Source organism: Ligilactobacillus salivarius (assembly GCF_035231985.1).
GTDB classification, from domain to species: Bacteria; Bacillota; Bacilli; order Lactobacillales; family Lactobacillaceae; genus Ligilactobacillus; species Ligilactobacillus salivarius.
In genome coordinates this window covers 456,373-476,706 of record NZ_CP117983.1, presented here as the reverse complement: position 1 = coordinate 476,706, position 20,334 = coordinate 456,373, and the positions used below count along the sequence as shown (strand labels likewise).

The window sequence follows — 20,334 nt, the reverse complement described above, 5'->3', positions numbered from 1 at the left end:
TCCTAGAATGGTAAGTCTTCGTCTGGAATGTTAATATCTTTTGAATTTGAGAATGGATCACTTTCTGCTTTGCTTGCAGAACTTGCAAATGGATTTGAGCTTGCCTTAGTTGCTGAAGCTCCACTGTTGTTTGTGGGTCTAAACTTGCCATTAGGTTCGCTCCTTTCTTTTAAAGGTTGTTGAGTTTTAACGCTCAAGTTCCATTTGCCGTTGTAGTCGCTTTGTTCCCAGTCGACTGTAATATTAAGTTCTTTACCGACTAAACCTTTAACAATAGCGCTCATTGTTGAGCTGATTTGAGTACCGTCTTCAATTCCAGCAGCTTTCATTAAAGTGTTAAAACGCTTGGCAGATAACTTAAGTGTTTCTTCTGTATTGTCATTCCATAGAATGTTGTCATAACGAATAACCGCTCCAGCATACTTACCGTCCAAAACTTCATAGTCAAGAACTGCCATTTCTTGACCTTTTTTAGTTGTCTTAGCAGTCGAGCTATCAGCAATCTTTACATTGTAACTGCCTGCTTCTTCTACTGCTTTACCGAATGTATTGTTATAATCTACTGTAAAATTAATCATGTTTTTCTACCTCGTTTTCTTTCTTTTCTGTTTTTGTATCTTTTTTTAACAATTCATCTGCTGGTATCAAAGTCCTATCATCGATTCTATTTTTGCCTTGATTACCAGTTTCTGGATCGCAATCTATCCAACGCTTGCCATCTTTTTTGTAGATTCTACCTACAAAATCAAACATTGATGTAAAAGCGTTAAATGTCTTATCATTCATATCAGCGTTGTATCTGCCATTACTCAAGTTTTCCTTGTTATCTATCTCATGAGCAGTAGCCAGAATAGTTATTTCGCTATTTCTTAGATACATTCCAAGTTGTCTAAACCATAGTTGTAGTTTCTGATAGTTTTGACGTCCGTCTTTAGACTTACCGTCAATGTTTTCTAAAACTAAATTTTGAAGTGCTGACATATTGTCTAAACAAATAACATCGTATTTTTTGCTATTAACTGCTTGTACAATCGTTTGAAGTACTAATTGTTGAACTTGTGGAGCGTCAGATTCTTCAAGAATTGCTACATCAGTATCTTTACGTCCACGAACAACATTAGTTGACATATCAAACGAAAATAGGAACTTCTTGCCTTTGAATTGATTCAAAAGACTTGTTTTACCAGTGCCACCAGCACCATATACAAAATATTGATGTGGTTGTTCTGGTATTTCCCCATTAAAATACACTTGCAATCTTCATCACTCCTTTGGTTTTTCCTTGCTCCACATATACACGCTATCTTGACTGACTTTTTCAGCTAGCTTCATAAGTTCAATATCTTTCTTAGTCATTGACGACAATCTCCTTTCTTTCTGGTTTGCCTAAGACCTTTAGCCCTAGTTTGCTAATCAGCATCGCTACTTGGTCTATATCTTCTTTAGAACCTTGTAGCGTAAATGTGATTTCTTGCATGATTTGGACTTTCTCGCCTGTTTCTTGATTGTAGCTTTGTCCGTTATGCTCAACTAAGTTTTCCTTTACTTCTTCAACTTTGGCTTGCTCAATAGCCTTTTTAGTTTCAATATCTTCGTGCAATCTATCAATCTTTTCCAATACATCATCAATACTCATTTCGTTATCGATGTAATCGTACTTGATTGATTGATAATGGTCTGCCATATCATAGCTATCAAGTTTTAACTTAATTAGTTGAAGATTGTTCTTTCGTTGCTCTTTTTCCTTGTTAAATTGAGTGAATAGAGTAGAAATTTCTTCAAGCCGTTGCTTCTTAGAATAAGTTTTCTTAGTCCACCAATCAGACTTGAACTCACTGCTAATCTTTTCTAATTCATCATCAGAAATGTTGTAGTTCGGTGCTATTTCTTCTCTAATTTCAGTTAAAATAGCGTCCTTACGTTTCATTTTTTCTTTCTCTTCAAATACACCAACTTGGTCTACAATGTTTTGACGAAGCTCTCTAACTTCATCACGAACATCGTTTACTTTGCCTTCAAAGTCCTTTAAAGGCTTGTTGTATTCCTTTTTAACCGACTTTCTAGCATTGTCTAATTCATTAGCAATACCATTGAGCATTGTGGCAGTGCGTTTACTGTCTTTCAGATTGCTCTCAGACACTACTAAATTGCCGTATTTGCTCTTTAATTCAATAAGTTGTGTTCTTATATCTGTATCATCAAAACTTATTTCGGCAGGCTTAAAAACAAGTTTGTCAGTAACGTTAGTTAGTTCGTTCATTGCTTTTAACTCCTTTATGTTGGTCTAGTTGCATTTTCGCTAAGTCCATCATTACTTTCACTTTGGTCCTGTCCGATTTACTAAAATCATCTTTGTTCAAAAAGTAAAATCCTTTGATGAACTGATATTTTTTATCGAAATCATCTATCGCTTTCATCGTTTTTAGAATATAATGGTAGTTAGGTATATTTATATTTTTGTTTTCAGTGGCTGCAACCACTGAATTTTTTTGTTCTGTCACAATCTCACCTCCTTTCATGATGTTCATCTTCATCGCCCCAATTCCAAAAACTACCATCTTCTATACCGTCAATCACTGGAGCTAACATGAGACCTATTAGAATACCTACAATCAAAATTGATAAACTCATCATTTTCTATTCCTCCTTCATTGAGAATAAAACTGCTATTGCTAAAGCAACCCAAACCGCAAAACCAAAACCAATGTACAAGTGACCTAGTCCGAAACTTAAGCCACTAAAAAATATTCCAACCATTACGCTTAAATTCGCAAAACCTTTTCCAGCGTCCATTGCTATCTATCCTTTCTTCTTTTCCATAACCTGTACAGGTCTACACAACCCGCATAAGCTATGAGTGCTAAAATTCCATACACACACCAAACATTACTGTTCATCGTTCCAGATCGCCCTCCTTATTGCTAATTCGATATCTTTATTGATTTTTACTTTTGATAAATCTTCAATAACATTTCCGTTCTTGTCATAATTGATGACTTTGAACTCTCTAACTTCAGTCATCTTTATCACTCCAATCGTTGAATTTATCTTTAGCCCAACTCACACCGACAAACACAACGATGTAAACTAGGCAAGCGACTAAAACCGCTAAGATAGGTTGCATCTAGTCAGCCCCCTTATCTTCTTCAAGATACAAATCTTGCATACCAAGCAAGTCGCACATTGAATATAAGGTTTCTCTGTACATTTCCTTGTAGTCGTCAATTGTGGAGTTAACTCCGTTAGTTTTCATGGTTGCTCCTTTTTCGCTAAGTTCCAGCATGAACTTAATAGCGTCTTTTACATTTTCAAATTCCATTGTTATCTCTCCTTTAAAATAAATTTCCTTGAGCGTTCTTTGTTTCGATTTCATCTTTTAATTCAAAAGGTGGATACCAGTTGTTGATGTAGTCTTTAGCTTCATCAAATCTCTTCATTGGAGTATCAACATGTTGATTTACATCAAAGCGATGTCGATAAGATTTAAACAATTCGTTGTAGAGTTTTGAGCGTAAACTCTTGTCTTGATATGAGTTACTTTCGCTACCGCCACAAACTTGAATGACCTTTTTGTTTCTAGCTTTTGTGAGTTCTTTATTTCTAGGACTAGTTAAGCCAGATAAATTCATCAAGAAATTAACTTTTTCGCTTTGTTCTTCAATCTTCTTATCTTGGTCTTTCATGACACTGTAGAACATTGTTGACATTTCATTTAAATTTGTTGGTAGTCTGAATTTTGTTTCTTCTTTAATTTGCTTTTCCATTTTGTTAAAAGCATCAATATATTTAAGTTTGAACTCCATAGCCTTAGAACCTGTAAATCCCATCGCTAACAATGTGAAACCATCTCTATTCATATAGAACATTGGTTGTTGTTGATTTCTGCTATTCAAATAGCTATCTTCAGCAAACATTTTCTTCACTGCTGAATTTTCAGCCGTGAGATTTTTGATTGATTGCATCACATTCTTATGTTCTTTTTCAAAAATTTCAGCTACTTTTAAACTTGTTGTTACTGCTTGTTGGTCGTGCATAATAACTAAATCTTTCATTTCAATTCCTCCTTATTTAATTCTTAAATCTGAAATGATTTTTAAAATGACTCGATTTCCTCTAGGTGTTATCTTTCGCCCAGTTAAAAAGTCGGACATATCTTGTTTCTTGATACCGTATGTAACGGCTAATGAAGTAACTGAAATGTCATTTTCTTCAAGGTACTCCATAATTTTTTCTCTACCTGGCTTTGTTTCTGGCACTTTAATCACTCCTTTCTTAATTCCTACCCACCCACCCTACTAAGTAAGTTTTGAAGTAAGTTTTAAATAGAACATTTTTATGAAAAAATATTGACTACTAGCCCACAATAATGTACTATTAAAGCGTAGTTAATAAGCACAACAAATAAGACTCATAATCAATCTTGGCGGAAATAATTATGCTCATATCGTTGCTTATTAACTGACAACTTAACTTACAAGAAATAGTATATCCCACAATAATGTGATAGTCAATAAAATTATCCAATTATTTTATACTTTTTTCTTGTCTAGCTTTTTTGGAAAGGACGATATTGCTGTTATGACAATACTTGAACGTATCCAGGAGCTTGCAAAGAAAAGAGATATTACTCTAAAAGAATTATCCTTAGAACTTGGTTTTAGCAAAAACTACCTATATTCTCTAAAAACGCAAGCTCCTTCTGCTGATAAACTATCGAAGATAGCTGATTATTTTAGAGTGTCTACTGATTACTTGCTTGGTAGATCTGACGATAAATACGACTTATCTCCACAAGAAAAGATAGATATAGGTATTGAAGCTGAAAAAATGATGAAAGGATTGAATGACGAAGGTTCTGTCAATTTTTATGGAGAACCTATGAGTGAAGAAGATAAAGAAGCTACTTTATCAGCTTTAAATTTATTAATGACTATTAATAGAAAGAAAGCTAAAAAGAAGAAAGACATGAATTAGGCGGTGATTATGTGGCATTAAAGAGTGACGTCGATTCATTAATTGAAATTTATGGAACTTGTGACCCAGAAACTATACTAAGAGAGTTAGGTGTATCTGTTTGCAATACAGACTTACTACCGCCTAGCACTTTAGCGATGAAAGTTACAAGCGATGAAGAAACAACAATAGGTATCTTAGACAATCTGTCTGAGTACACAAGAAAATTTGTTTTAGCTCACGAATTAGGACATGTTATAGAACATACTAATAGCTCTACTACTTTTTATAGAGCGTTTATGTCTGGTTATGATATACCTAAGATTGAAGCAGAAGCTAATAAATTTGCTTTCTACTTATTATTGAGTGGCTTAGAACTCAATGAGTCATTCAATAAGTATGATTTTGTTAGATCTTACGGTCTGCCAGAAGAACTAGCTAGATTTGTGAGCGTATAAAAATTGAATATATTTAGAAAGAAGATGTTTGTATGGATAATCAAAAGAACAATCGACCTAGTAACAAGCAAAAAGAGCCTAAATACTGGAAAGGTGACGGTGTAAACGGCTTTTTATACGGTGTGATTGCTGCGTTTGTTATTGGTCTTATAAACATGATGTCAATCAACGTTCCACACTTAGGATTGATTATTGGTATTATCATTTGGCTTTATGTAGGTATGAACCCTAAATTTTATAAAGGTCCAGAAGATGTTGAACGTGCTAGACAAGAACTTAAAGAATACAGAGAAAAAAGAGAGCGTCAAAAAGAAGCTCAAAGAGTAGTAAAACAACAAGCAGTACAAGCTAAAGCTATTGATAAAGAACAAAAGCTTGATGCAAAAATGAAGAAAAATGAGTACAAACTTCAAAAAGAAGAACTTAAAAAGCTCAAAAACCATATGACTTGTCCTAGATGTCATAGCAAAGATGTACAAGCTCTTGGTGTTCACAGAAAAGGTTTCTCAGTTGGTAAAGCCGTCGGTGGAGCTATTCTAACTGGTGGAATTGGAACACTTGCAGGGTTTGCTGGCAAGCAATCAAGAAAAACTGATTTTGTATGTATGAGTTGTGGCAAAAAATTCAAGAGATAACTACATAAGGGTTTAGCTATCCTATATGTAATTTTAAAATATTACCTATATTCTAAACCCGTCAATTTCGACGGGTTTTAATTTTAAGGAGTTGTTTAATTATGAAAGTAGCAATCTATACTAGAGTTTCCACTATCGAACAAGCTGAAGAAGGATACTCAATTTCTGAGCAACAAGATAAGTTAAAAAAGTATTGCGATATTAAAGATTGGAAAGTCGCTAGAGTGTATACAGACCCTGGTTTTTCTGGTTCTAATACAAATAGACCTAGCCTTCAACAACTTATCTCAGATTGCAAAAATAATATGTTTGACGCTGTTTTGGTCTACAAGCTTGACCGTTTATCACGTTCTCAAAAGGATACACTATATCTAATTGAAGATGTATTTAACAAGAATGGTGTTGGTTTCATCAGCCTGTCAGAAAACTTTGATACGTCTACTGCATTTGGTAAAGCTATGATAGGTATTCTATCTGTATTTGCACAACTAGAACGTGAACAAATAACTGAACGTATGACACTGGGACGTGTTGGACGTGCTAAGGCTGGAAAGGCTATGAGCTGGGCTAATTGCCCATTTGGTTACATTATTCAAAAGGAAATATATGAGATTGACCCTTTTAGAGCTGAGATTGTTAAACGTATCTACAGAGATTATCTATCTGGAGTCAGCATTACTAAGATAACTCAAAAATTAAATGAAGAAGGACATGTTGGAAAAAATGTTAATTGGTCTTATCGAACAGTTAGACAAATTCTAGGAAACATTGTTTATGCTGGGTATATCAAATACAAAAATGAGATTTACCCAGGTCTACACAAGCCTATTGTTTCATTGAGCGATTATAAAAAGGTTCAAGTTGAGCTTGAACGACGAAGAATTACACAAGCTCAGTTGTCTAACCCACGTCCATTCAGAGCTAAATATATGCTATCTGGTTTAATGAGATGTGGTTATTGTAATTCTGTTTTACAAATTTATACAACCCAGTTAAAGAGTGGCGTCCAATTGCATAATTACAAGTGTCCTAGTTCTAGCCCTAAAAGAAACTCTCACTATAAGCGACATGATTTTGATTGTGGGTTTACTCGTGTTAGAAAAAATGATATTGAAAGTGTTGTTATAAGTGAGATTAAAAAATTACCTTTAAACATGGATAAAGTTATTAATAATCAAGAAAATAAAGACAACGTTAAGGAAATTAAAGCCATCAAAGCAGAACTTCAACAAGTTGAAAAGAAACAAGACAAAATTGTTGATTTGTATCTACTAGATAACATCAACGTCGATGAACTCAACAAAAAGAATGATGAATTGAGCAAGCAAAAAGAAAACTTGCAGAAAAGATTAAATAGCCTAACTGACGACAAAAAGAAAGAAAAGATTGAAGATTTTATCAAGAACGCTAAAGAAGCCAAAGATATTGATAAATTAGATTATGAGAAACAAAAAGCCATCGTTAGAAACTTGATTAGTGGTATCAAGGTATTTAACGATAAGGTAGAAATAAATTGGAACATTTAAGCCTAATATTTTTAGGCTTTTTTAAAAAAATTTAGAGAACGTCATTTCAATTAAAGTAAATCCATACCTTTTCCTTTTCATTAATATAAACCTCCTAGAGTTTTGTATATTGGTAAAAGAATTGTTAAATAAGTTCCAACGATAATTATCGCTATCACGATAAATAGTATTGGTTGAACTAACTCAATCAACTTATCAATTAATTTTAATAACTTCCTATACGAGACTTCTGAATAAACTGCTAGCTCATTGCTTATGTTTTCCAACGTTTCTCCCTTATTTAAAAACAATTTCAATTCAGGAGGGATAAATGGATATTTTTTCACTAACTCATCAGGCATACTTCCAGCATCTAATAATTCTCTTAATTGTTGTCCTAATTGATACAGTAAAGATTGCTTATCAAATTCATTTAAAAAGCTACATATTTGTTTTAAATCTAGTCCACTTTTCAAAAGTAGTGACAAATTAAAGCTCAAATAGTAGTAGCTATATTGTCGATAAATCTTACCTATAATTAGTAATTGGCTATACCAATGATGTCTAGTTATAGTTTCTTGTTTACTCCACCATCTCAAAATTTTTAATACATATAGTACTATTATCAAAGCCACTAAAATTAGACTATATTCACCAACTACTGTCCAATTAATAATCGACGGTGTTCTTACACTATCTTCTCCAAAATTATTAATAGTTGGCTTCAACCAAAACTTTATTCCTAACATAATTATTATCAACATAAAAAATAAAATCATTGGATACACCATTAAACTCTTTAATTTATTTTGCTGCTCCACTCTTCTTTCAAGTAAACTCCCCAATTGCTTGATACTTTTCTCCATTTCTCCATGTTGCTCTGCAATTAACAATTGATAATAAGTTGATTTAGAAATATTCTCTTTTAAAGCATCGCTAATCTTTGTTCCCATCAGCAAGTTTTTCTTTACTTTATGAGAAACTGAATAAAATTCTGGCATTATATTTTGTATACTTATCAGAGACTGTCGTAAGGAAAATCCTGCTGATAATAAATCTGATAATATAGAGAAAAAAATTGCTTGTTTCTTTAAACTCCACACTTTTTTATTATCCTTCAATAAATGTTTCAAAACTTTCTTTATTAATCCAGTTATTAAGGTAACAATACTCAAGTTTTTCTCTCCAGTCTTTAGTCATTCTACTTTGAATATTTCCTTGAATGATATCTTTATCTAAATCTTTTCCTTCTATTTGATCAAACAATACTTTAGCTCCTCCATCTATTGTTGGAATTAATCTCTGATATGAGATTACCTGCATCGTTTGTTGAAGTTCTTCATCACTAATACCTAAGTTTTTCAACCTTTGATAAACACCATATACATTACGAGCATGAACTGTTGTCAAAATCAGATGGCCACTCAAAGCAGCATTTATTGCCACTTTAGCAGTCATATTATCTCTAATTTCTCCAATTAAAAATACATCTGGATGATGCCTTAATGCTACTTTCAGTAACTCAGAATACGACATCTGAGCTTTATTGTTAACTTGTAATTGTAAAAAATTAGGCTCATATATTTCAATTGGATCTTCAATACTCATAACATGTTTTTCATTAGCTAATTTTCTAGCTAAATTGTACATAGTCGTTGTCTTACCTGAACCCATTGGCCCTGAAAAAACAATTAATCCATTTTTGATACAAGCTTTTTGTAAAGTGTAAATCTGCTCTTCAAAAAAATAGTTTTCTTCAAAAAAAGTACTAGGAAATATCAGTCTTACAACCAAGGATTCATTCCCTAAAAAATCTCCTACACTTGATAGTCTACAAAAGACTTCATTTTTTTCATCACTATATATCCATGATCCAAGTTGCGGACGTCTTTTTTCACTAACTGCCATATTAGATTGAAATTTCAAATAATTAATCAACTGTCCTCCAAATTCTTTACTACATTCCTTTATTATGCGATTCGTTCCTAAAACATTCACTTTAATTTGGTATCTATCATTTTTTGGAAAGAAAAATATATCGCTTGCTTTTAGTGATATAGCTTCTTGCAACAAAATTTCAACAGATTTTTTCATTAACTCACCTCCTCGTATATATAAATACGCAAAAAAACTTTTTATTCTAAAAAAAATTCCTATAAAACAAATTTTTTCGTTCTATAGGAATTCTTATTGCTTTTTATTTATTATTTAACTGTTTTTCTACATCATCTTTATACGGTATTGATGGAATCGCACCTAATTTTTGGACAGCTAGAGAAGAAGCCTTACTTGCGTAAATAATAGCTTCTCTTAAATTGCTAAAACTTGTATCTAATTTAGATACTAGAGCACCGATAAAGGTATCACCAGCAGCTGTAGTATCAACCGCTTCAACTTTAAAAGCAGGTACTAATTCACAAATGCCATCTTTTGTCTTATAATAAGCACCCTGCTTACCTAAAGTAATAATAACATTATCAATACCTTGATCAATTAATTTATCAGCTGCTTGTCTACATGTATCTTCGTCAACTACTTTTATTCCAGTTAACAATTCAGCCTCTGTTTCATTAGGAATTATTAAATCTATATTTTTCTTTAGTTCGTCTAAAATATCAGTCGCTGGTGCTGGATTCAAAATTGTCTTTACATTTAACTCACGTGCTAATTTAAATGCTTCATTTGTCACTTCTAGAGGTGTTTCAAATTGGGCTACTAAAAAATCACTATCCTTGATATCATTCATTGCATTTTGTATAACGGTAGTTTTTATAGCTTGGTTTGCACCACCATAGATTACAATGCTATTTTCACCACTTTCTTGCAATAAAATAAACGCTTGACCAGTTCCTTCATTTAATTTTGCAACATTATTAATATTAATTCCATCTTCTTTTAGGAGTTTCAACATCATCTCACCTTGAACATCATTGCCAACTCCACCAATAAATGTTACATGTGATTTAGATCTAGCAGCTGAAATAGCTTGATTTGCTCCCTTTCCTCCGCCTGCAACACCTATATCGTCCATTTTCAATGTTTCACCTGGCTGTGGTAATCTGGGTATTCTCAGAATAGTATCAACATTCAAGCTTCCCAAAACAGTTACTTTATTACTCATACCTTTGATAACCTACTTTCTAGTATGTATTGCTATTTAAAGCATAACTAAAAAATAATAATTTCACAAGCAAAAAAAGATACCAGCAATAAAATTATCTACTAGTATCTTTTTAAATAATTATTAATCTTCAGGGAAATCAGCAGATGTGTATACTTCTGACACATCATCTTCATCTTCTAATCTATCAATTAATCTTTGTAATTGTTCTACTTTATCAGCAGGAACGGGTACTGTATTTTGAGGAACCATTGTTAATTCAGCTGTTGCTAAATCGTATTTCTTTTGTAATTCATCACGTACATCCGCAAATGCCTTAGGATCAGTATAAATTTCAAATACTTCATCTGAAGTTTGTAAATCTTCTCCACCTGCTTCAATAACATCTTCAAACATTTGATCTTCATCAACGTCTAAATCTTCTCGCGCAATAGCAATGTAACCCTTACGATCGAACATAAAGCTAACTGAACCTGTTTCACCTAAGTTACCGCCATTTCTATTAAAATCAGCACGTACAGCAGAAGCAGTTCTATTACGATTATCAGTTAAAGCATGTACTAAGATAGCTACACCAGCTGGACCGTAACCTTCATATGTAATTTCTTCATAATCAGCACCACCAGTACCAGTTGCCTTATCGATAGCACGTTTAATGTTATCCTTTGGCATGTTAGCTGCACGAGCTTTATCCATAATTAGGCGTAATTGTGGGTTTCCATCTGGGTCAGGACCACCACTCTTTGCAGCCATATAGATTTCTCGTGATATTTTTTGGAAAATTTTTCCACGTTTAGCATCTTGGGCGTTTTTGCGGCCTTGGATGTTATGCCATTTTGAATGTCCTGACATTTCTAAAACCTCTTTCCGATTATATAAATTCATTAATTTAGGCAATAAGCCATTTCAAATTATAGCAAATAATTTATTAACTATCAATCAAAGTATATTTATAATATTATTTTTTTCTTCTAAAAAAATATAATATAACCATCGTGATTATAATTCCTGTTAAAGCACCTAATCCATCCAACATAACATCTTCAAAAGAAGGCGTTCTATCTCCAGTAATCATTTGATGAAATTCATCAATTCCTGCATAGCCAACTGCTGCCAAATACGAGAAAAATGTTGCTTGCCATTTCTTTAAATTATCCTTTAATGTCATATAAAATCCTAACCCCATAACAAAATAAGTGGAAAAGTGTGCCAATTTGCGGATAAAAAATTCAACAAATTTATAATATCCAACTTCTTTAATAGATATTACAGAATGTCCATATGAAAATGAAACTTGACTTAAAATATCCTTGAATGGTTGAGATGTAAGATATTTTTGTAAAAATGGTACAGAAGATTGCTCTTTATACGTCATAGATGAACTTATAAATAGCAATATCATAATAAAAATTGATAAGTATAAATATTTTTCTGATTTTATTTTCACTTTTTAAAATTTCCTTTCAGATCATCTAGCTAGCTATTTCTAATTAAATATTAAAAAAACTAATCAAGATATACTCGATTAGCTTCTATAACTTCTAACTATTTTGTTGATCCACGCTTGATATAACCATAAGGTAGTTCAATAGTTTTTTCATCAGCTGTTGTTTCTTCTTTGTTCATCATCTTAGTTAAGAAACGCATGGATACCGCACCGATATCATACAATGGCTGAGTAATGGATGATAACTTAGGTCTTACTAGTTCAGTTAATTTAGAATTATTACTTGTTACAATTTCAAAGTCAGTTGGAACCTTAGCACCTGCATCTTGCGCACCATTTAATACACCAACAGCTAATTCATCATCACCTACATAAGCTGCAGTTGCCCCAACTGATTGTAAAGCTGGCCATAAAATTTCACCTGAATGGTAACTATAATCTGTTTCAAAAACTAATTCTTCATCATAGGCAATTCCATTTTTAGATAAAGCATTTTTATAACCTTGTAATCTATATTTACTATTAATTGGTTCTGACAATGGTCCAGAAATGAAAGCAATTTTATCATTACCATGATTAATTAAATCGGAAACTGCTTCTTCTACAGCATCTACATAATTAATATGAACACTTTCAAATTCTTCTTTATCATCTAAAGAACCAGCCAATACTACAGGTGTCTTGGTTTTATCAATTTGCTTACGAAGTTCATCAGTAATCTTATTTCCCATGAAAATAATACCGTCAACTTGTTTGGCTAATAAAGTATTTAACACTTGCAATTCTTTTTGTTCATTAGCATCTGAATTAGCCAAAATTATGTTGTATTTATACATGGAAGCTACATCATCAATACCTCTAGCAAGTGAAGAGAAATAGACATTAGTAACGTCTGGAATAATAACTCCAACAGTTGTTGTTTTCTTACTTGCCAATCCTCTAGCAACTGCATTAGGACGATAGTCAAGTCTATCAATGACTTCTAAAACTTTTTTTCTAGTAGCAGGTTTTACATTAGGATTACCATTTACTACCCTAGAAACTGTAGCCATAGAAACATCTGCTTCTCTAGCAACATCATAAATTGTAATTGTTTGTTTTTCCATTCTTCTTTCATCCTCGCATTTGTTTTCATTTTTATTTTCATAATCCTATTATAGATTATCAAAGAAGTTATAAAATTGCAAGCGTTTCATAATTTTATTAATTTATTCTTTTCCATTTGTTTTCATAATTGCTTATTTTATATTAAATTTTTTCTTTCTAATACATGTGCTATAATTAACTTACTAGGAGATGAGTTATTATGAAACATATTGAAGAAGTACAAGAATGGTTAGCTAATAACAATTTAGATATTGCTTATATAAGTGATTTCCATAACATACGTTATTACACAGGTTTTGATAGTGATCCTATCGAACGAATTTTAGCTTTATTCATTTTTCCAGATAAAGATCCTTTTATCTTTGCCCCAGCACTTGAAGTTGGTTCTGTAAAGGAAAGTGGATGGGAATATCCTGTTTTTGGCTATTTAGATCATGAAGATGCATTCGCACTTATTAAATCACACATTAATGCATTAGCTGGAAATCCTAAAAAATGGGCTATTGAAAAAGATAATTTAACAGTAGCAAAATCAGAAGCTATACTAAGAAATTTTCCAGAAGCTAAATTTGTTGAAAATATTTCTCCTTTTATCAACAAACAACGATCAATTAAAAATGAAGATGAAATCAACCTACTTCTTGAAGCGGGAAAATGGGCTGATTATGCCTTCAAAGTTGGATTTGATGCATTAAGCACTAATAAAACTGAACAAGCTGTAGCTGCTGAAATTGAGTATGAATTAAAGAAAAAAGGCGTCATGCATATGAGCTTTGATACAATTATTCAAAGCGGTGCTAATGCAGCTGATCCTCATGGCGCTCCAAAAGAAGATACTATTAAGCCTAATGAACTAACTCTCTTTGATTTAGGTACTGTATATAAAGGATATATTTCAGATGCTTCACGAACTGTAGCATTTGGCGAAATCGATGACAAACTAAAAGATATCTATAATGTTTGTTTAGAAGCTCAATTAACTGCACAAAATGCTGCAAAACCTGGTATGACAGCTGAAGAATTAGATAAGATTGCTAGAGATGTTATTACAAAAGCTGGTTATGGTGAATATTTCATCCATCGTCTTGGACATGGTATGGGACAAAGCGAACACGAATTTCCATCTATTATGGAAGGAAACAAAATGGAATTAGTTCCAGGTATGTGTTTCTCTATTGAACCAGGTATTTATATTCCTAATTATGCTGGAGTTAGAATTGAAGATTGTGTTTACGTTACAGATAATGGTGTTAAACCATTCACTCACACTAGCAAAGAACTTCAAATAATTCCTTTATCATAAGATAATAACATTAAACAATAATTATAATAAAAACCACTCAATTATTTTATTTGAGTGGTTTTTATTATAATTACTTCGTTTCAGATGTTCCATCTGGATAAAATACAACTGTTGGATTTTCCAACTCTGTTTTTTCTTTCATTTTTCCAAAAGCAGATCTTTGATCAATTACAATATCATCTTGAAGATCTTCATCATTATCTAAAGAATCTTCTTTTTCCATAAGTTTATCTTTTAAATTGCTTGTTGAACTTTTTAAATTACTTAAAGCTTCTGTAACCGAATCTTTATCAACCAAATCTTTAGCTTGTAAAACTTTTTTATTTAGTTTTTCTAATTTATCATCTTCATCTAAATAATCTAATAAATATTCGCGATATTTCAATGCAGTTTCTTGACCTTCGGCTACAATATCATCCAATTTAGATGCTGCCTTCTCTAAATATTTTCCCGACAACTTCTTGCTAGCATAGAAAGCAACACCGGCTACACCTAAACCTATCAATAATTTTTTTCCCATAAAAAGTCCTCCTCACATCATATTATTTTTTGCGTAATTTGTTAATAAGCTTAATTGCTCTTAATCCATTTTTCAACATTGTTGAAGTTTTTACAAGACCATGAGTTGAATTCCCCATATTTTCAACAAAATTTCTACTTGCTTGATTTAAATCCGAAACACTTTCACCTAAATCAGATGTTGCTTGAAATAATGGATCTAATTTTGATGATTTTTGATTAACATCATCCATTAAACTATTAGTCTTCACTAATAAGTCTTCAATTTTTTCTGAAATATCATCAGCATCCTCTGTCAAAGTTTTTATGCTCTTTGTCAACTCAGATACTGTACTTGTCAAACGTGCTAAAACTCGACATAAATATATCACTAATACTAAAAATGCAAGTGCAGCAATTAAACCTGCCAATTGACCAAATGTTAAAAACATGCAACACCCCTCCAAAATACTTAATATATTAAGAATATCATTCATATTATTAAACTTCAATTGATATATATAAGTTTAATATTTTTTCAAATTTCAAATAAAAAGTATTAATTCTTCATAATTTCTATTTACCACCTATATTCTTAATACCTTTACCTCTTCATTATAATATTAAATCATATAAATTGAAAGCGTTATCCAAATAGATATAAAAATATCTCTATTTTATCAATATAGTTTATTTAAACGTAGTTCTGCTATTTGTGTTATTTTCTATAACTTGCCTATAACACTTAAAAATATTCATACATGCTAGAGTGATCAAAATTCAAGTCTAAATATTATGGATAAATTTAGATGTCAAAAAAGGCACTGAAATGACTTTAAAAAATCTAATTCAGTACCTTGATGATATTTCAACGATATCTAATCGTCAAAACTTTGATATAAGAAAGTTATATGGAGATGGCGGGAATCGAACCCGCGTCCAAGCATATCGCCACCTAAACCTCTACGTTCATAGACATACTATTTAAAATTCATCAGCAACAGCGCCATATGTCAGGGCAAACGTCACTAACTAGCATGAAAATCTCTTTTTACTTTCTCACGCCGCAAAAGTAAACGTAACCTACTAAATTATATGACCTCACCTAGCACGTAGGTAATACTAGCTAAGATCTACACTAAAACTGACTAAGCAGCTAAAGCGTAAGAGTTATTGTTATTTTTTGCAGTTATATTTTAACTGAGCGTTTTTAGGTAGCCGCAACCTACCAAACGCAATTTAAGCTCGACCTATACCTGTCGAATCCTAAACATCCCCGTATATGCAAGAATAATTATAACATATATAGATATCTTATCAAGATAAAAACATTAGCATAACAGGCTAATCCATTTGATCCATAGTTTTATTTAACAACTCATCAACTAAATTATTTCCTTCATCATTGGCATGTCCCTTTGTCCATTGATAATCTAAATTTGGAAATTCTGGCAATAATCTGCTAATTTCCATCCATAATTCCTTATTCTTAACACCAGTTCCCGCAGAAGTTTTCCAACCATTTTTCTCCCACGATTGTAACCATCGCTTAGTAATAGCATCTAAAACATATTTTGAATCAAGAACTACCAAAATTTTTTCATTTTGTAACTCTCGTTGTTTCAAATCCAATAATGCCTTCTTTAAAGCCATGATTTCCATCCTATTATTAGTACTTCCATATTCTCCATCAGTATCACTAATTATTGAACCTTGATATTTTATTAGATATGCCCATGCAGCTTTATCGTTTTTCTTTACATGCTCTCCTTTTTTATTTCCATGATTTCTAGAACCACCATCCGTATAGACAATAACACTATAACTCTTTCTTCTATTTTCATTACTACTTTTAATTTCTTTCAACCAATTATCTGCTTCTTGCTTACTAATGAAACTTTTGAACTCCGCTTTTGGAAAGCCAGATACTTGTTTTTGACATTCTGCCCAAGTAGTGAAAATTCCAGTTTTCCTTCCCTTTTTTACAGCATAAAATTTACCCACTAGATAAACCTCCATTTTCATGATGTACAATTATTTTAACACAAAAAAAACTAATTACTTTTATAACTAAGGTAGTCGCTTAATATATAATACGTAATTAGCTTTATAAAATCTATTCTTCTAACTCTAATCTTAAATTTCTTGAAATATTCTCTAACTTTTCCAATGGTTCTTGTAAAGTTAAATAGTAATAACTCTGCAGACCATCTTTACGATACGCCACTATTCCAGAATCTCTTAATATCTTGAGATGATGCGAAACTGCAGGCTGTGTTATGCTCATATTATTTGTAATGGCTGTTACAGTCATGCCAGATTCTAGGTTACCAAATAGCAACACAATTATTTTTTGCCTATTCCTATCAGCTAAAGCATTGATAATGTCAAAATTTTCTACAAAATTATCTAATGCTTCATTTTGTACTTTGCTCAATTGACTCACTGACATAATGCTCACCCTTTCCTCCATAGAAAATTCCTATTCCTAAGTTAAGGATAGCATTTAAATTAATTTATAGCAAGCGTTTTCAGTGATTTAATTTAATATTTTTCTTATTATTTTAATTTTAAATATAACAATATATCGAAATAAACATTAATATTGATCCTAACATTACAAAAATATGCCAAAAAACATGTGCATATTTTATCTTAGGAATACTATATACCAGTGCTCCAAGTGTAAAAGTTATTCCACCTGCAACTAGTAAACCTAATCCTATCTTGCCTAGTGATAAAAATAATTCTTTCGCCCCTAGTATACAAAGCCAACCCATTACTACAAAAATAATTGTTTCAAATACCTGTTTTCTTTTAGAAGCTAAAATATGATATAGAATACCTAGTATTGACATTAACCAAATCATTATCATTAATATCAATCCTTTTACACCTTTTATCGCCAACATGCAATACGGCGTATAAGTACCTGCTATCAATAAAAATATTGAACAGTGATCAAAAATTTGGAAAACTCTCTTAGCTTTCGTAAAATACAAGCAATGAAAAAGCGTAGAAAATAAATACAATAAAACTAGTGAGCATGTATACACTATATATGAAAAAAGTGTTATTGAATTAGTATCTATCCCCTTTAAAATTAATAAAACCATCCCTAGAATACTGAGGATAATTCCAATTCCATGAGTTATTGCACTCCATATTTCATTTTTTATTTGCATTTTTCTAGTCATTATACATCACCTCATAGATTATGATACCATCATATGCATTAAATTTCCATATAATCTAGACTTTAAGTCTATATATAGCAGAAATTTATTCATCATATATTTATGCTATAATATAGTAAAAGGAGGATTATCTATGTCTAGTAGAATAAATGATGAACTCAAATTATCGTTGATACAATTTAATGATATTTATCTCCCTATGTGGAAAGAATTTCCTGATTTTCAAGTATATATGGATCAACTTGTAAGTCTCGGTAACAGATATTTAAAAGATTTAAGCGATTCAGAATTAACACCTTCCATGATTAATAGTTATGTAAAAAAAGGATTGATGCAAAGACCTGAGAAAAAAAAGTACGATGCTAGTCATATTGCTGAGCTTTTAGTAATTTCTCTTCTAAAAACTATCTATCCACTAGAAGTAGTAAAGAACTGCATTAATGAAATTTTAAAAGAACAATCTGTAGAGCAAGCATATAATTCTTTTGCAAATCTATTTAATGATACTTTACATAATATCGAAAATTCTTCTTACAACTTCATTGACACATCTAATACGTTAGAATTAACTGAAAAATTTGCCATTAGAGCTGTTATATGCAAACTTGTTTCTCAAAAATTAATAGATTCTTACTATAAAAAATAAAAGATGTCATAATCAAAAATCTTTACTGATAATTGATTATGACATCTTTTTTAAATTAATTGTCCAACATAATAGTGAATCGCCATTGTTATAATTCCAACAACTATATTTCTTAACACTGCATATTTAATATTACTCTTTCCTAGTTTAGCACTAATCATTCCTGTCAACCCAACAGAAATTATTACTGCTAAAATCGTAGCCAACCATCTACTATTGCTAGGAGCATAAGTCATTGCTACTAAAGGAAATAAACCACCCAATGCTGCAGAAAACATCGATGACCAAGCTGCCATCCATGGATTCAAATACTGTCCCATATTAATTCCATGTTTAATATTAACTAAAGTAGCAACTCTATCTTCCTTCTCCATTAATTGCTTGGCAATCAAATTTGCTGTTTGCAAAGATACTCCTTTATTTTGATAATATTGTTTAACAATATTAATTTGTTCTGAGTAGTTATTTTTAAGATTTGTAGCCTCTTCTTCAACAGCTGATTTTTCGGTATCTCTTTGAACACTTACAGATGCATATTCACCAGCTGACATAGACAAAGCACATGCTACCAAGTCAGCTAAACCTGCAATCAAAATAGTAAATCTATTGGAAGTAGCAGCACCTACACTAAAAAGAACTCCAACTACGGTTAAAATACCATCATTAGAACCTAATACTCCTGCTCTCAATACATTCATTTTTTCTTCCATTGTCGCTTTCTTTTTTCTCTTATTTAACATTTTTGTCACTCACTTTACTATAAGCTAAACATTACACCGATAAAATATGTTACTATCATTGTCAGCATACCAGAAATAACATTTCTAATAGTTCCATGTAATTTGCTAGAATGGCTCAATTGTGCTGCAAAATATCCTGTAAATACTAGAGATATTATCACTGCTAACATAGTTCCAAAAATACGATATTGAACTGGGAAAATTAAAATTGATAGTAACGGCAATGTTGCTCCCAGTGGAAAAGAAATCATCGAAGCAATTGCTGCTGCATAAGGATTAGTTTTTTCATTTAACTCAAAACCATATTTTTCTCTGACAATAGACTTTAATGGATCCCTGTCCATCATTTCTTTAGTCGCCTTGTGAGATAATTCTTCTGAAATTCCAGCTTTTAGTAACTTATTTTTTATAAATAAAAATTCTTTTTGATAATCAGTATCTAATATTTTCTTTTCTCTCACAACAGCTGCCACTTCTGCATCGCTCTGAGAATGAACCGAAACATATTCACCCATAGCCATAGATATTGTTCCAGCTAACATTCCAGCTAATCCAGATATCAAGATAGCAAATGATGAACTAGCAGCACCAGCAACACCTAAAACAATGCCAGCAACAGAAATGATACCATCATTAGCACCCATAACTGCTGCTCTCAATACGTTAATCTTTTGTGCCAAAGTAATACTCTTTTGTTTTGTGCTATCCAAATTGTCCATCCCCT

General features: G+C 31.8%; 29 protein-coding genes and 1 other RNA gene. 6 read left to right on the top strand and 24 right to left on the bottom strand.

Annotated features, from left to right (window positions below; all coding sequences use genetic code 11):
* Positions 1 to 2 precede the first annotated feature (2 nt).
* From PTA89_RS02090 to PTA89_RS02045, 10 genes are all read right to left on the bottom strand, one after another.
* The gene (locus PTA89_RS02090) at positions 3 to 578 is read right to left on the bottom strand and encodes a DUF669 domain-containing protein (RefSeq protein WP_324177316.1); all 576 of its coding nucleotides are present in this window, start codon (positions 576 to 578) and stop codon (positions 3 to 5) included.
* Positions 571 to 1,257 carry an AAA family ATPase gene (locus tag PTA89_RS02085; protein ID WP_324177315.1) on the bottom strand — a complete coding sequence of 229 codons (687 nt, stop codon included), beginning with the start codon at positions 1,255 to 1,257 and terminating at the stop codon, positions 571 to 573. Before PTA89_RS02085 ends, PTA89_RS02090 begins: the two co-directional genes overlap by 8 nt.
* A 91-nt stretch (positions 1,258 to 1,348) precedes the next feature.
* Positions 1,349 to 2,260, bottom strand: a complete 912-nt coding sequence (locus tag PTA89_RS02080) for a DUF1351 domain-containing protein (RefSeq protein ID WP_324177314.1) — start codon at positions 2,258 to 2,260, stop codon at positions 1,349 to 1,351.
* Positions 2,244 to 2,501 (bottom strand): hypothetical protein, encoded by a 258-nt coding sequence (locus tag PTA89_RS02075; protein ID WP_324177313.1) that lies wholly within the window; start codon positions 2,499 to 2,501, stop codon positions 2,244 to 2,246. The genes PTA89_RS02080 and PTA89_RS02075 overlap by 17 nt, the downstream gene beginning before the upstream one ends.
* 4 nt (positions 2,502 to 2,505) lie before the next feature.
* Positions 2,506 to 2,634, bottom strand: coding sequence for a hypothetical protein (locus PTA89_RS02070; protein WP_324177312.1), 129 nt, complete (start codon positions 2,632 to 2,634; stop codon positions 2,506 to 2,508).
* 3 nt (positions 2,635 to 2,637) lie between these two features.
* A complete protein-coding gene (locus PTA89_RS02065; protein WP_324177311.1) occupies positions 2,638 to 2,793 on the bottom strand; it encodes a hypothetical protein in 156 nt (51 codons plus the stop codon).
* Between the two features lie 93 nt (positions 2,794 to 2,886).
* Complete coding sequence (locus PTA89_RS02060; RefSeq protein WP_324177310.1) at positions 2,887 to 3,021, bottom strand: hypothetical protein; 135 nt, start codon at positions 3,019 to 3,021, stop codon at positions 2,887 to 2,889.
* A 103-nt stretch (positions 3,022 to 3,124) separates the two neighbouring features.
* Positions 3,125 to 3,319, bottom strand: coding sequence for a hypothetical protein (locus PTA89_RS02055; RefSeq protein WP_324177309.1), 195 nt, complete (start codon positions 3,317 to 3,319; stop codon positions 3,125 to 3,127).
* Positions 3,320 to 3,332: 13 nt separating this feature from the next.
* On the bottom strand, positions 3,333 to 4,052 hold the full coding sequence (locus PTA89_RS02050) for a Rha family transcriptional regulator (protein ID WP_324177308.1): 720 nt from the start codon (positions 4,050 to 4,052) through the stop codon (positions 3,333 to 3,335).
* Positions 4,053 to 4,064: 12 nt separating this feature from the next.
* The gene (locus PTA89_RS02045; protein WP_117641833.1) at positions 4,065 to 4,256 is read right to left on the bottom strand and encodes a helix-turn-helix domain-containing protein; all 192 of its coding nucleotides are present in this window, start codon (positions 4,254 to 4,256) and stop codon (positions 4,065 to 4,067) included.
* 322 nt (positions 4,257 to 4,578) lie between these two features.
* Here PTA89_RS02045 and PTA89_RS02040 point away from each other — a divergent pair, with 322 nt between their 5' ends.
* The 4 genes from PTA89_RS02040 to PTA89_RS02025 all read left to right on the top strand — a co-directional run bounded on the left by PTA89_RS02040 (position 4,579) and on the right by PTA89_RS02025 (position 7,572).
* Positions 4,579 to 4,974: a helix-turn-helix domain-containing protein gene (locus tag PTA89_RS02040; RefSeq protein ID WP_324177307.1), complete on the top strand. Its 396-nt coding sequence runs from the start codon at positions 4,579 to 4,581 to the stop codon at positions 4,972 to 4,974.
* Positions 4,975 to 4,985: 11 nt separating this feature from the next.
* Positions 4,986 to 5,411 (top strand): ImmA/IrrE family metallo-endopeptidase, encoded by a 426-nt coding sequence (locus PTA89_RS02035; RefSeq protein WP_324177306.1) that lies wholly within the window; start codon positions 4,986 to 4,988, stop codon positions 5,409 to 5,411.
* 32 nt (positions 5,412 to 5,443) lie between these two features.
* A complete protein-coding gene (locus tag PTA89_RS02030) occupies positions 5,444 to 6,046 on the top strand; it encodes a hypothetical protein (RefSeq protein ID WP_324177305.1) in 603 nt (200 codons plus the stop codon).
* Positions 6,047 to 6,147: 101 nt separating this feature from the next.
* Positions 6,148 to 7,572: a recombinase family protein gene (locus PTA89_RS02025; protein ID WP_324177304.1), complete on the top strand. Its 1,425-nt coding sequence runs from the start codon at positions 6,148 to 6,150 to the stop codon at positions 7,570 to 7,572.
* A gap of 80 nt (positions 7,573 to 7,652) precedes the next feature.
* On the opposite strand, the gene comGB is transcribed toward PTA89_RS02025, so the two are convergent.
* The 6 genes from comGB to ccpA all read right to left on the bottom strand — a co-directional run bounded on the left by comGB (position 7,653) and on the right by ccpA (position 13,225).
* Positions 7,653 to 8,726, bottom strand: coding sequence for a competence type IV pilus assembly protein ComGB (gene comGB, locus PTA89_RS02020; protein ID WP_081533758.1), 1,074 nt, complete (start codon positions 8,724 to 8,726; stop codon positions 7,653 to 7,655).
* Positions 8,662 to 9,645 (bottom strand): competence type IV pilus ATPase ComGA, encoded by a 984-nt coding sequence (comGA, locus tag PTA89_RS02015; RefSeq protein WP_003701531.1) that lies wholly within the window; start codon positions 9,643 to 9,645, stop codon positions 8,662 to 8,664. The genes comGB and comGA overlap by 65 nt, the downstream gene beginning before the upstream one ends.
* A gap of 103 nt (positions 9,646 to 9,748) precedes the next feature.
* Positions 9,749 to 10,672, bottom strand: a complete 924-nt coding sequence (rbsK, locus tag PTA89_RS02010) for a ribokinase (protein ID WP_003701532.1) — start codon at positions 10,670 to 10,672, stop codon at positions 9,749 to 9,751.
* A 123-nt stretch (positions 10,673 to 10,795) separates the two neighbouring features.
* The gene (locus PTA89_RS02005; protein WP_003702892.1) at positions 10,796 to 11,524 is read right to left on the bottom strand and encodes a YebC/PmpR family DNA-binding transcriptional regulator; all 729 of its coding nucleotides are present in this window, start codon (positions 11,522 to 11,524) and stop codon (positions 10,796 to 10,798) included.
* Between the two features lie 106 nt (positions 11,525 to 11,630).
* Positions 11,631 to 12,119: a VanZ family protein gene (locus PTA89_RS02000; RefSeq protein ID WP_324177303.1), complete on the bottom strand. Its 489-nt coding sequence runs from the start codon at positions 12,117 to 12,119 to the stop codon at positions 11,631 to 11,633.
* 98 nt (positions 12,120 to 12,217) lie between these two features.
* Positions 12,218 to 13,225 (bottom strand): catabolite control protein A, encoded by a 1,008-nt coding sequence (ccpA, locus tag PTA89_RS01995; RefSeq protein ID WP_160994138.1) that lies wholly within the window; start codon positions 13,223 to 13,225, stop codon positions 12,218 to 12,220.
* Positions 13,226 to 13,425: 200 nt separating this feature from the next.
* Here ccpA and PTA89_RS01990 point away from each other — a divergent pair, with 200 nt between their 5' ends.
* Positions 13,426 to 14,529: a M24 family metallopeptidase gene (locus PTA89_RS01990; protein ID WP_003701536.1), complete on the top strand. Its 1,104-nt coding sequence runs from the start codon at positions 13,426 to 13,428 to the stop codon at positions 14,527 to 14,529.
* Between the two features lie 70 nt (positions 14,530 to 14,599).
* Here PTA89_RS01990 and PTA89_RS01985 read toward each other — a convergent pair whose 3' ends face one another.
* The 6 genes from PTA89_RS01985 to trhA all read right to left on the bottom strand — a co-directional run bounded on the left by PTA89_RS01985 (position 14,600) and on the right by trhA (position 18,224).
* Positions 14,600 to 15,049, bottom strand: a complete 450-nt coding sequence (locus PTA89_RS01985) for a hypothetical protein (protein ID WP_003701537.1) — start codon at positions 15,047 to 15,049, stop codon at positions 14,600 to 14,602.
* A 22-nt stretch (positions 15,050 to 15,071) separates the two neighbouring features.
* Positions 15,072 to 15,479 carry a DUF948 domain-containing protein gene (locus PTA89_RS01980; protein WP_003702923.1) on the bottom strand — a complete coding sequence of 136 codons (408 nt, stop codon included), beginning with the start codon at positions 15,477 to 15,479 and terminating at the stop codon, positions 15,072 to 15,074.
* A 457-nt stretch (positions 15,480 to 15,936) separates the two neighbouring features.
* Positions 15,937 to 16,305, bottom strand: a transfer-messenger RNA (tmRNA) gene (gene ssrA / locus PTA89_RS01975).
* 66 nt (positions 16,306 to 16,371) lie between these two features.
* Positions 16,372 to 17,031: a ribonuclease H family protein gene (locus PTA89_RS01970; RefSeq protein WP_003705796.1), complete on the bottom strand. Its 660-nt coding sequence runs from the start codon at positions 17,029 to 17,031 to the stop codon at positions 16,372 to 16,374.
* A 112-nt stretch (positions 17,032 to 17,143) separates the two neighbouring features.
* A complete protein-coding gene (locus PTA89_RS01965) occupies positions 17,144 to 17,479 on the bottom strand; it encodes an ArsR/SmtB family transcription factor (RefSeq protein WP_003709751.1) in 336 nt (111 codons plus the stop codon).
* A 118-nt stretch (positions 17,480 to 17,597) separates the two neighbouring features.
* Positions 17,598 to 18,224, bottom strand: a complete 627-nt coding sequence (gene trhA, locus PTA89_RS01960) for a PAQR family membrane homeostasis protein TrhA (protein ID WP_003701541.1) — start codon at positions 18,222 to 18,224, stop codon at positions 17,598 to 17,600.
* A 133-nt stretch (positions 18,225 to 18,357) separates the two neighbouring features.
* On the opposite strand from trhA, the gene PTA89_RS01955 reads away from it, so the two are divergent.
* A complete protein-coding gene (locus PTA89_RS01955; protein WP_003701542.1) occupies positions 18,358 to 18,870 on the top strand; it encodes a DUF1836 domain-containing protein in 513 nt (170 codons plus the stop codon).
* A gap of 50 nt (positions 18,871 to 18,920) precedes the next feature.
* Here PTA89_RS01955 and PTA89_RS01950 read toward each other — a convergent pair whose 3' ends face one another.
* Positions 18,921 to 19,610, bottom strand: a complete 690-nt coding sequence (locus tag PTA89_RS01950) for a VIT1/CCC1 transporter family protein (protein ID WP_003701544.1) — start codon at positions 19,608 to 19,610, stop codon at positions 18,921 to 18,923.
* A gap of 17 nt (positions 19,611 to 19,627) precedes the next feature.
* Positions 19,628 to 20,329, bottom strand: coding sequence for a VIT1/CCC1 transporter family protein (locus tag PTA89_RS01945; protein WP_003701545.1), 702 nt, complete (start codon positions 20,327 to 20,329; stop codon positions 19,628 to 19,630).
* Positions 20,330 to 20,334: the final 5 nt, after the last annotated feature.

Bases quoted from the DNA above. Each gene is read 5' to 3' on its own strand.
- rbsK (WP_003701532.1), bottom strand. From the start codon at position 10,672: ATGAGTAATAAAGTAACTGTTTTGGGAAGCTTGAATGTTGATACTATT.
- PTA89_RS02050 (WP_324177308.1), bottom strand. From the start codon at position 4,052: ATGAAAGATTTAGTTATTATGCACGACCAACAAGCAGTAACAACAAGT.
- PTA89_RS02040 (WP_324177307.1), top strand. From the start codon at position 4,579: ATGACAATACTTGAACGTATCCAGGAGCTTGCAAAGAAAAGAGATATT.
- PTA89_RS02025 (WP_324177304.1), top strand. From the start codon at position 6,148: ATGAAAGTAGCAATCTATACTAGAGTTTCCACTATCGAACAAGCTGAA.
- PTA89_RS01955 (WP_003701542.1), top strand. From the start codon at position 18,358: ATGTCTAGTAGAATAAATGATGAACTCAAATTATCGTTGATACAATTT.
- PTA89_RS02080 (WP_324177314.1), bottom strand. From the start codon at position 2,260: ATGAACGAACTAACTAACGTTACTGACAAACTTGTTTTTAAGCCTGCC.
- PTA89_RS01950 (WP_003701544.1), bottom strand. From the start codon at position 19,610: ATGTTAAATAAGAGAAAAAAGAAAGCGACAATGGAAGAAAAAATGAAT.
- PTA89_RS02005 (WP_003702892.1), bottom strand. From the start codon at position 11,524: ATGTCAGGACATTCAAAATGGCATAACATCCAAGGCCGCAAAAACGCC.
- PTA89_RS01980 (WP_003702923.1), bottom strand. From the start codon at position 15,479: ATGTTTTTAACATTTGGTCAATTGGCAGGTTTAATTGCTGCACTTGCA.
- PTA89_RS02060 (WP_324177310.1), bottom strand. From the start codon at position 3,021: ATGACTGAAGTTAGAGAGTTCAAAGTCATCAATTATGACAAGAACGGA.
- PTA89_RS02055 (WP_324177309.1), bottom strand. From the start codon at position 3,319: ATGGAATTTGAAAATGTAAAAGACGCTATTAAGTTCATGCTGGAACTT.
- PTA89_RS02090 (WP_324177316.1), bottom strand. From the start codon at position 578: ATGATTAATTTTACAGTAGATTATAACAATACATTCGGTAAAGCAGTA.
- PTA89_RS02070 (WP_324177312.1), bottom strand. From the start codon at position 2,634: ATGATGAGTTTATCAATTTTGATTGTAGGTATTCTAATAGGTCTCATG.
- PTA89_RS01985 (WP_003701537.1), bottom strand. From the start codon at position 15,049: ATGGGAAAAAAATTATTGATAGGTTTAGGTGTAGCCGGTGTTGCTTTC.
- ccpA (WP_160994138.1), bottom strand. From the start codon at position 13,225: ATGGAAAAACAAACAATTACAATTTATGATGTTGCTAGAGAAGCAGAT.
- PTA89_RS02030 (WP_324177305.1), top strand. From the start codon at position 5,444: ATGGATAATCAAAAGAACAATCGACCTAGTAACAAGCAAAAAGAGCCT.
- trhA (WP_003701541.1), bottom strand. From the start codon at position 18,224: ATGACTAGAAAAATGCAAATAAAAAATGAAATATGGAGTGCAATAACT.
- PTA89_RS01945 (WP_003701545.1), bottom strand. From the start codon at position 20,329: ATGGACAATTTGGATAGCACAAAACAAAAGAGTATTACTTTGGCACAA.
- PTA89_RS01965 (WP_003709751.1), bottom strand. From the start codon at position 17,479: ATGTCAGTGAGTCAATTGAGCAAAGTACAAAATGAAGCATTAGATAAT.
- PTA89_RS02065 (WP_324177311.1), bottom strand. From the start codon at position 2,793: ATGGACGCTGGAAAAGGTTTTGCGAATTTAAGCGTAATGGTTGGAATA.
- PTA89_RS01990 (WP_003701536.1), top strand. From the start codon at position 13,426: ATGAAACATATTGAAGAAGTACAAGAATGGTTAGCTAATAACAATTTA.
- comGA (WP_003701531.1), bottom strand. From the start codon at position 9,645: ATGAAAAAATCTGTTGAAATTTTGTTGCAAGAAGCTATATCACTAAAA.